The sequence below is a fragment of the Streptomyces coryli genome, assembly GCF_011044975.1.
GTDB classification, from domain to species: domain Bacteria; phylum Actinomycetota; class Actinomycetes; order Streptomycetales; family Streptomycetaceae; genus Streptomyces; species Streptomyces coryli.
This window is the reverse complement of record NZ_JAAKZV010000290.1, coordinates 1-9213: the sequence shown is the minus strand read 5'-3', so window position 1 is coordinate 9213 and position 9213 is coordinate 1. Positions and strand designations below refer to the sequence as shown.

The following is a 9213-nucleotide window of genomic DNA, read 5'->3' as shown; positions in this document are numbered from 1 at the left end:
AGATGGTGGTGAGGCCAGTGCGCATCTCGTGGGCGAGGGAGGGGGGTTGGGGTGCGCGAGTGTGCTGCTCGGTGCGGGTTGCGTCGGCGGGTGCGGTGCCGTCCGGGCCCACCCGTCCCGCCGTGCGGGACGCCTGCCCCCGGACGGCGGCGGTGGGTAGGCAGGCTGCCAGGGTTGCCGCCACCAGGGCCGAAGCTGCCAGTGTCAGTGTCGCCGGGGCCGCGCCCACCCCCGCTGCCACGAACGTCACCATCGCCGGGGCGATCAGGCCCGCCACGTTGTACGTCGCCGCGTCCAGTGCGTACGCCCGCTCCCTCACACCCCCCGTCGGCAGGCCGCTCAGCAGGCTGGACAAGCCGCCGGTCACCGCCGGCCCGCACGCGCCGCCCAGAGCCGCAGCCGCCATCACCAGGGGTGTCGGCGCCGAGCCGAGGCCCGCCGTCACCAGGGCTATCGCCCCCGCGAAGCCGAGCAGCGCCGGTGCGTAGAACCATCCCGCCCTGCGGACCCGCGCGGCCAGTGCACCGGCCAGCGGCGCCGCCACCACATGCGGCAGCATCCACGCCGCGAGCACCGCCGCGCCCACGCTCGCGCTTCCCGTGCGCGCCAAGGAGAGGAGCGCCACCGCCACCGGCATTCCGTCGTCGGCCAGTCGGGCGCACACTGCGGTGGCGAGGTAGCGCTTCATCCCGGCAGCCCTTTCGACGGTGTAACGGTTTAGGAAATCAACACGTTACCGGCTAACCTCGCCCCATGACCACCGACGGCTTCCGCCCAGCGCAGCGGATCCTCGATCTCGCCAACGCCGTCCGCGAGGACCCCGCGATCGATCGCGCGGGCCTCGCCGCCGTCCTCGCCGAGCACGGCGAAACCCCCGCCGATCTGGCGGACTTCACCGACGCCGCCGCCCGCGAGCTGCGCGCCGCCATCATCCGCCTCACCGAGGACGTCCTCGCCGAGCCGGACCCGGACCGCGCCGCCCGCGCCCTCAACGCCGTCTTCGAGGAGTCCGGCGCCCGCCCCCGCCTCACCCGGCACGGCGGCCGGAGCCCCTGGCACCTGCACACCGACCGCGGTGACGACGCCGGCTGGGCGGACTGGCTGCTCGCCTCCAGCGCCCTCGCCCTCGCCCAGATCTTCACCGAGCACGGCCGCCCCGCCTGGGGCGAGTGCGCGGCGCAGGACTGCACCCGCCTGTTCCTCGGTACGGGCCCGGGCGCCCCGCGCCGCTACTGCTCGACCAGGTGCGCGTCCCGTACCCGCGTCGCCGCCCACCGCAGGCGGCAGGGCTGAGGCGTCACCGCCGCAGCCCCTCCGGCGGCGGGCCCAACAGCCAGTTGCCCGGTGCCGAGCGGTCCGTGCTCGTGAAGAACTCCAGCACCGCCGCGTGCAGTTCGTTGTGCTCCAGCTCGCCGCTCTGGTCGCGGTCGAGCATCCGGTACGCGGACTGCAGGTCGTGTTCCGAGCGCAGCCCGAAGCCCGCCGTTAGCAGCACCCGGTACTCCCGCTCCGACACCCGGTCGTCGCCGTCCGTGTCGGCGATCTCGACCAGGGCGCAGCACAGGGCGTTGAGGGAGGCGGTGAACGCGCGGCGGCGGCCCGTCAGCGCCGCCGCCAGCTGCTGCGCGAAGGCGTCCTTCGAGGCGCCGGTGGCGCCCGCCGCCTCGTGCAGCGCCCACAGGCGCAGGTAGCGGGCGCGCAGCCGGCGGTGCTCGCGGCTCTCCGGGCGGTGGTGGAAGGCGCGGGCCAGGCGGCGGGCGGCGAGCTCGTAGTCCGCGGACTCCAGGCAGCCGTCCCGGTTCGTATCCAGGCAGTCGAACCAGCGCAGCAGCTTCCAGCGCAGCAGGTCGTCCATGGCCGGGCTCACAACTCCAGGTTCTGCATGTTGGCGACCACCGAGACGAACGCGTCCGGGCCGATGCCGCTGTCCCCGGCGAAGGGCTTCTCGAGGGAGGCGACGAGGAAGACGGACAGGGCGACGATGACGGCGAGGACCGACACGAGTATCCGCTGCACCCAGTCGCGGCGGACGCCGAAGAAGTAGACCATCACGACCGACAGCACCCCGCCGCAGTAGAGCATCACCCACACCACCGCCGGCACCTCGGTCTGGCTGGCCAGCAGCCGCAGCCGCCGGTTGTCGTCGATCTCGTTGAGGCGCTCGACCGAGGTCTCGTAGAGCGGGTTCTCCTTCAGCTTCGGGCCCATGTCCGTGTAGACCGTCCACAGTTCGGTGAGGGCGGCGTGGGCGCGCGGGTCGGGTCCGCGGTCGTTCATCCGCTGCCACTCGACCTTGATGACGAGCGTCGCGTACGTGCGCGCCGCCTCCTGCACCTGGCGGCGCACCGGCACCGAGAAGCCGCGCGACATCCGTTCCAGGTCGGCGAGCGCGTTGGCCTCCTGGGCGACGGTCGACTCGGCGTCGGAGTAGCTCTCCCAGACCACGACCACCGCGAAGGCGACCAGGGTGGCGTAGACGGTGCCGATGACGGCGAAGACGGCGTTCTGGGCGGCGCTGTTGCGCTCCAGGAAGAGGTTGCGGACGCAGTAGCGGGCCAGCGGCAGCCCGGCGTTGACGAGCAGCACGGAGAGGCCGACGAGCAGGAAGCAGGCAGGCCAGGTGGGGAGTTCGGCGCTCTTCACGGCGATCAGCGCGGCGGCCGAGCCGACGAAGAGCACCCAGTGGTGCCATAGGCGGTGGTACTTCACGGCATCACCGACTTCGACGTCGCGACCGGCAGCTCACGGCCCCCGGGCGGCCGGTCCCAGCGCCCGCCCCACCCGTCGTAGAGGCTCCGGATCAGGTCGAGCCACTCCTGCCGGCGCCGGTACGGGCTGTACGGCACCGGATGGATCACGGTTTCCGACTGCCACACCAGGGAGATCTGCCCGTCGGGACAGATCCGGCCGAGGCGGGCGTACTTCCAGAGGTGGAGGTTCTCCTCGTCGACGTAGACCGTGCCCTCGGGGGAGTCCAGCGAGGCGCCGCGCAGCGCTTCGCGGACCGCGTCGGTGTCGGTGCTGCCGGCCCGTTCGACTGCCTGCGCCCACAGCAGCACGCTCGTGTACGCCGCCTCCGGCGAGTCCGAGACGGCGCTGTCGCGGCCGAAGCGCCGCTTGAAGCGGTCCACGAAGGTCCGGTTGGTGCGCCCCGGCAGGGACTGGAAGTACGACATGGCGACGTAGTTGCCGGCCAGCGGGCGGGCGTCCATCACGCGCAGCTCCGTCTCGCCCATGACCGCGCTCAGCACCGGCATGGTCTTCGGGGTGGCTCCCGCCCGCTCCAGCTCCTTGACGAAGGTGAGGTTGGTGTCGCCGACCATGGTGGAGACGATCGCGTCGGGACGGGCGGCGGTGATCCGGCGGACCGCCTTGCGTACGGCCTGTGGCCGGCGCTCGCCGAGCGGCAGGTAGCCCTCGCCGGCGACCGTGCCGCCGATGGACTCCAGCTGGGCCCGGATGACGGCGTTGACGGCGCGCGGGTAAACGTAGTCGGACCCGATGAGGAAGAAGCGGCGGCCGCGGTTGTCCAGGAACCACTTCACGGCCGGGGTGACGAACTGGTTCGGGGTGGAGCCGGTGTAGACGACGTTGCGCGAGGCCTCGATGCCCTCGTAGAAGGTCGGATAGAAGAGCAGCCCGTCCAGCTGCTCGAAGACCGGGACCATGCTGCGCCGGCTGGCGGAGGTGTAGCCGCCGAACACCGCCACGGCCCGGTCGCGCCGCAGCAGCCGCCGGGCCGCGGCGGCGTGTGTCGGCCAGTCCGAACGGCCGTCCACCACCAGCGGCTTGACGCGGCGGCCGAGCACCCCGCCGCGGGCGTTGAGCTCGTCGATCGCCATCAGCGTGGCGTCCGTGATCGGCTTCTCACCGATGGCGACGCTGCCGGTGAGCGAGTGCAGCACGCCGACCGGGATCGGCGGCGGCCGGCGGTGCGGCACCGGCGCCGCGGCGGCCGGACCCAGCAGCGGGTAGGCCAGCAGCGCCAGCGCGCACAGCACGAACCACCGCCTCACAGCGGCCCGAAGAGCCAGTTGCCGGGCGCGTCGGGGTCGGTGCTCGTGTAGTACTCCTCGGTGGCCTGCCGCAGCTCCTGCTCGTCCAGCTCGCCGCTGCCGTCGAGGTCGAGCTGCCGGAAGCCGTACTCCAGGTCCTCGGGCGTGATCCCGAAGGCCGACTCGTACATCTGCCGGTACTCGTCCACGTCGATCCGGCCGTTGCCGTTGATGTCGACGAGGTCCATCCAGGCGGCGACGACCTCGCTCAGATCGCCGAGGAGCTTCTCCCGGTTGGTGCTCCCGGCCGCCCGGAAGCCGCGGGTGAACTCGTCCATGTCCACATAGCCGTTGCCGTCGTCGTCCATGCCCGCGAGATGGTCCTGCCAGATCCGGTGCAGTGCGGTGCGCAGCCGTCCCTTGCGGGCGGGGTCGTCCCCGCGCTCGAAGGCCGCCGCCAGCCGGTCGGCGAGGACCAGCAGATCGGCCTCCACCAGCTCGCCGTTGGCGTCCGAATCCAGCAGCTCGAAGGCCCGTTCCAGCTTGCGGTCGAGGATGTCGGTGGTCTCCGTGGTCGCTTCCGTCATGCGCCCTCCTCAGCGTCCGGTACGGGCCCGATCCCCGTCAGGACGGGGAGAGGCATGCCCGGACGAACGCGGCCGGACGCCGCCGGTGAGGGTGATCGAAAAGGCGTGGGATATCCGTGTACACCCCATTGGGGCACACCGCCCCCGGCGCGGAATGCGGTCCTCCGGTCCGGGCAGCCCTCGGGCATGGGCATCCCCATCCCACCTCAATCACGCCATCGCGTGGACCGCTTCAAGCGCATCCGGATCCCCAAGGACTGGGGCGGCGATCACCTCTTCCGGGGCCGGCCGCCCGGCCCCGACGCCGTCATCGTCGACAACAACGACTACCTGCACCTGGCCCGCGACCGCCGCATCATCGAGGCCATGACCGCGCGGCTCGACGCCGCGGGCACCAGCACCCTGATGTCCGGCATCCTGCTCTTCGGCGACCACCCGCAGCTCTCCCTGGAACGGGAACTGGCCGCGCACATGGGCGCCCCCGCCGGCATCCTCTGCCAGTCCGGCTGGGCCGCCAACACCGGCCTGCTGCAGGCCATCGCGGACCCGTCGACGCCGGTCTACATCGACGTGATCGCGCACATGTCGCTGTGGGAGGGCGCCCACGCGGCCAGGGCCAAGACGCGGCTGTTCCGCCACAACGACCTGGCCCACCTGCGCCGGCGGATCGCCGACCACGGCCCCGGCGTCATCGCCGTCGACGGGGTGTACTCCTCGGACGGCAGCCTCGCCCCGCTGGCGCAGCTCGCCGACATCGCGACGGAGAGCGACTGCGTGCTGGTCGTCGACGAGTCGCACTCGCTGGGGGTGCACGGGGAGCGGGGCGAGGGCATCGTCGCCGCGCTCGGTCTGCAGGACGCCGTGCACTTCCGCACGGTCAGCCTGTCGAAGGCGTTCGCAGGGCGGGCCGGGCTGATCACCTGCTGCACCCCCGACTTCGTCGACTACTTCAAGCACGAGTCGTATCCGGCGGTCTTCAGCACCACGCTGCTGCCGCACGATCTGGCCGGCCTGGAGGCCGCGCTGCATGCCGTACGGGAGGACGGGTGGCGCCGTGAGCGGCTGCACCAGATCACCGAATGGGTGCGGGAGGAGCTGACGGACGCCGGGATCGATCTGCACGGCTCGCAGACGCAGATCCTCCCGCTGGAGGCCGGCACCGAACTGCGGGCCATCAGGCTGCGCGACGCGATGATGTCCCAGGGCGTTTTCCCGTCGCCCTTCGGCCCGCCGGCCACCTCACGGCGGCGTGCGACGATGCGGGTGTCGCTGCACGCCGGGCTCACCGACGCGCAGGTGGAGCGGTTGATCGAGGTCTGCCTGGACGTGCGCCCGCTGCTCAGTGGCCGCTCGGCGGAGGCCCCTGATCAGGCCCGATCTGTCATGGATAGGTAGACTTTCGTGGCATATGACCGCACAGTCCGAAGCCGCGAGCCCCGCGCCCCACCCGGACCCCGCCGTGCACGCCCGGCGCTGGGTCATCCTGGCCATCCTGTCAGGCAGCCTGCTGCTGATCGGGATGGACACCACGATCCTCAACGTGGCGTTCCCCTCCCTCGTCGCCGACCTCCAGCCCGGCTCGGTCGAGCAGCTGTGGATCATCGACGCGTACGCCCTCGCGATCTCCGGACTGCTCGTCACCGCGGGCGCGTTCGGCGACCGCTGGGGCCGCAAGCGGCTGCTCATCGCCGGCTTCGCGCTCTTCGCCCTCGCCTCGCTGGCGGCGGTCTTCGCCACCGCCGCCTGGCAGGTCATCGCCGCCCGCGCGCTGCTCGGCGTCGGCGGCGCGGCCATCATGCCGTCGACGCTGTCGATCCTGCGCGACACCTTCGTGGACGCCAAGGAGCGGGCGTTCGCGTACGCCGTCTGGACCGCCGTCATCGGCGGCGGGCTCGCGCTCGGCCCGGTGGTCGGCGGGCTGCTGGTGGAGCACTTCGGCTGGCAGTCGGCGTTCCTGCTCAACATCCCGGTCGCCGTCGCCGTCATCGCGCTCGGCTCGTGGCTGCTGCCGGAGTCCCGCTCGCCCCGTACCGGCAAGTGGGACTGGCCCGGCGTCGGCCAGTCGATCGTCGGCATGGTGGCCCTGGCCGGGGGCATCAAGCAGCTGGGCAAGTCGGGCGTCGACTCGGCGCTCCCATGGGTGCTGCTCGCCATCGCCGCCGTGGCACTGACCGTGTTCGTACGCCGCCAGCTCCGGCTCGCCAACCCGCTGCTGCACGTCCGCCTCTTCGCCGGCCGCGCCTTCGCGGTGTCGGCCGGGGCGATCTTCCTCGGGATGGTCGGCCTCGGCGCGGTGATGTTCCTGATCACGCAGTGGTTCCAGTACGCCGAGGGGTTCTCGCCGCTGCAGGCCGGGGTGCGGCTGCTGCCCGCGCCGATCGCGCTGATCGTGACGTCGGTGGTGACGCCGAAGCTGATGCAGCGCTACCAGGTGCGGAAGGTGATGGCGGCCGGGCTGGTGCTGATGGCGGCGGGCCTGGCCGTCCCGTACCTCGTGCAGCGGGCCACGGACACCGACCTGGGCTATCCGACGATGGCCATCGCGCTGGGGCTGCTCGGCCTGGGCGCCGGTGTCGCGACCACCGTCGCCTCGGTGACGCTGATGTCGGTGACGCCCATGGAGCACGTCGGCGGCGCGGCCGCCATCGACGAGACCTGCTACGAACTCGGGGCGGCGATGGGGGTGGCGATCCTCGGCTCGCTGACGGCGGCGCTGTACCGCAGTCGGCTGCCGGACGACCTGCCGGGACACGCGCACGACTCGGTGGGGGAAGCGGCGCACGCGGCGAAGGAGATGGGCGGTCCGGCGGGGCGCGAGCTGCTGGCGGAGGCGGCGCATGCGTTCACGCGGGCGATGACGCCGTCGTTCATGGCGGGCGCGGTGCTCTGCCTGGCGGCGGCGTGGCTGGCCTGGAGCCTGATTCCGCGGGATGTGCGGCCTACGGAGAATGCGCATTAGTGCCCGACCACCCATCCGTTGCTGCGTGCGGTGGGGGTGTCGTGGCGGCGGGTGGCGTCAGGCGTAGGGGAGTAGCTCGTACGACGGGTCGTCGGTCGGCGCGATCGTCCGGTCGCCGCGGGCGTACTTGTCGGTGAACTCGACCGGCGTCGTGAACACCACCGCGCCACCGCCGTCGCCGCCGATGGCGTAACGCGTCCGCACCAGGCCCTCGGAGTGCTCCGCCTCATCCACCGAGGCGAAGCCCTCGGGCTCCGCCCACGTCCCGGACGCATGCCACTGCTCGTGCAGCTCCAGTCGCCCCGGCCCCGGGCAGAACCAGCGGAAGCGCGCCACATGCAGCCCGCCGGACATGCTCGACCACACGCTCCAGCCGCGGCCGTCGGGCAGGAACCCGAGGTCGCTGGTCTCTATGGCGCCGGTGTCGTACGGAAGGCTGGTCCAGTGTCCGACGAGGGCTTGATCGAGTGTCACCCCTGAATCCTCCCCAGGTGTGGGTGTGGAGTAGTCTGACGCACAGAACTTGAACACGTTCAAGTTCAAGTCCACGGTGCGAAGGGGGACGCGGCGATGTGGGTGCTGGTCGATCTGATCGTGGCGCTCGGGATGCTCGTCGTGGTGCCCGCCGGGCTGCGGCTCATCGGCGACCCGGCGCTCGACCGGGCGCGCCGCCTCTGGCCGTACGCCGCCGCGCCCGGGGCCGTATCGCTGTGGCTGCCGCGCGGCGCGCTCGCCACGACGCTGGCCGCGGTCTACGCCCTCGCCACCCTCGCCCTCGCCCTGCATGCCCCGCGCCGGCTGCTCGGCCGCCGCGACCTCGCGCCCGCCGAAGTCGCCGTCCTCACCGCCCTGGTGACCCCGGCCGTCGCGGGCGCGGCCCTGGTCGCCGAGCGTGCGGGTCACGAGCTCTTCGGCTTCTCGACCGAGATCCTCGCGCTCACCGTCCCGCACTTCCACTTCGCCGGCTTCGCGGCGGCGCTGGTCGCGGGGCTGTGCTGCCGTACGGCGGCGGGGGTCGGTGGCCTGGTGAACCTGGCCGGGCTGAGCGTGCCGCTCGGGACGCTGCTCGTGCTCGCCGGATACTTCGTCGACGACTGGGCCGAGCTCGCCGGGGCGGTGGTGCTGACCGCCGGGATGTTCGCGGTGGCGCTGCTGACCTGGCGGGACGTGCGGCCGCGGGCCGGTGCCGGGACCCGTACGCTGCTCGCGGTCTCGGCGCTCGTGCTGCCGGCCACCATGCTGCTCGCGCTCACCTGGGCGGTCGGCGAGGCGACCGGGCTCCCGCACCCGGGCCTCGGCTGGATGGCCGCCACCCACGGCCTCGGCAACGCCCTCGGCTTCGCGCTGTGTTCCCTGCTCGCCTGGCACCGCTTGACCAAGGAGGCACCCCTGCCATGACCTTCACCTACGCCGAGGTCGGCGCCACCCGCACACTGCCGCTGCCCGCCGGTTACAGCCACCTCCGCCACCGGGCCCGTATCGGACACGGCCCGCAGGTCTTCGCGGCGGCCGTCGACGCCGTGCTGAGCTGGCGCATGCACCGCGCCTCCGGCGCGCGGGTGGAGGCGGCGGGACCGGCCGCGCCCGGGACGCGGGCGACCGTGTCGTTGGGGGTCGGGCGGCTGCGGTTCTCGGCGCCGTGCGAGGTGGTGTGGGCCGAGGAGGGGGACGC

The 9213-nt window shown here is 72.6% G+C and carries 11 protein-coding genes; 5 read left to right on the top strand and 6 right to left on the bottom strand.

What is annotated here, in order from left to right; all coding sequences use genetic code 11:
- On the bottom strand, window positions 1–688 hold a 688-nt coding region (locus tag G5C51_RS36610; protein WP_338118437.1), incomplete at its 3' end, for an MFS transporter.
- A 65-nt stretch (window positions 689–753) separates the two neighbouring features.
- Between G5C51_RS36610 and G5C51_RS36605 the strand changes: the two genes are divergently transcribed.
- Window positions 754–1293: a CGNR zinc finger domain-containing protein gene (locus tag G5C51_RS36605; RefSeq protein ID WP_165244297.1), complete on the top strand. Its 540-nt coding sequence runs from the start codon at window positions 754–756 to the stop codon at window positions 1291–1293.
- Between the two features lie 4 nt (window positions 1294–1297).
- On the opposite strand, the gene G5C51_RS36600 is transcribed toward G5C51_RS36605, so the two are convergent.
- Genes G5C51_RS36600 through G5C51_RS36585 form a run of 4 tightly spaced genes read right to left on the bottom strand, consistent with a single transcriptional unit; the run spans window position 1298 to window position 4582 of the window.
- The gene (locus tag G5C51_RS36600; protein ID WP_165244295.1) at window positions 1298–1867 is read right to left on the bottom strand and encodes an EF-hand domain-containing protein; all 570 of its coding nucleotides are present in this window, start codon (window positions 1865–1867) and stop codon (window positions 1298–1300) included.
- Window positions 1864–2709: a bestrophin-like domain gene (locus G5C51_RS36595; RefSeq protein ID WP_165244293.1), complete on the bottom strand. Its 846-nt coding sequence runs from the start codon at window positions 2707–2709 to the stop codon at window positions 1864–1866. The genes G5C51_RS36600 and G5C51_RS36595 overlap by 4 nt, the downstream gene beginning before the upstream one ends.
- Entirely contained in the window at window positions 2706–4016 is a 1311-nt protein-coding gene (locus G5C51_RS36590) for a transporter substrate-binding protein (protein ID WP_165244291.1), read from the bottom strand. The genes G5C51_RS36595 and G5C51_RS36590 overlap by 4 nt, the downstream gene beginning before the upstream one ends.
- Window positions 4013–4582, bottom strand: coding sequence for an EF-hand domain-containing protein (locus G5C51_RS36585; RefSeq protein ID WP_165244289.1), 570 nt, complete (start codon window positions 4580–4582; stop codon window positions 4013–4015). The genes G5C51_RS36590 and G5C51_RS36585 overlap by 4 nt, the downstream gene beginning before the upstream one ends.
- Before the next feature lie 54 nt (window positions 4583–4636).
- On the opposite strand from G5C51_RS36585, the gene cqsA reads away from it, so the two are divergent.
- Window positions 4637–5977, top strand: coding sequence for an alpha-hydroxyketone-type quorum-sensing autoinducer synthase (cqsA, locus tag G5C51_RS36580; protein WP_338118436.1), 1341 nt, complete (start codon window positions 4637–4639; stop codon window positions 5975–5977).
- 13 nt (window positions 5978–5990) lie between these two features.
- Window positions 5991–7541 carry an MFS transporter gene (locus G5C51_RS36575; RefSeq protein WP_165244285.1) on the top strand — a complete coding sequence of 517 codons (1551 nt, stop codon included), beginning with the start codon at window positions 5991–5993 and terminating at the stop codon, window positions 7539–7541.
- 57 nt (window positions 7542–7598) lie between these two features.
- On the opposite strand, the gene G5C51_RS36570 is transcribed toward G5C51_RS36575, so the two are convergent.
- Window positions 7599–8015, bottom strand: a complete 417-nt coding sequence (locus G5C51_RS36570) for a hypothetical protein (RefSeq protein WP_165244283.1) — start codon at window positions 8013–8015, stop codon at window positions 7599–7601.
- Window positions 8016–8111: 96 nt separating this feature from the next.
- Between G5C51_RS36570 and G5C51_RS36565 the strand changes: the two genes are divergently transcribed.
- Window positions 8112–8939, top strand: a complete 828-nt coding sequence (locus G5C51_RS36565) for a YndJ family protein (protein ID WP_165244281.1) — start codon at window positions 8112–8114, stop codon at window positions 8937–8939.
- Window positions 8936–9213: DUF1990 family protein (locus G5C51_RS36560; RefSeq protein WP_165244279.1), on the top strand; the 278-nt coding region annotated here is incomplete at its 3' end. The genes G5C51_RS36565 and G5C51_RS36560, both read left to right, overlap by 4 nt.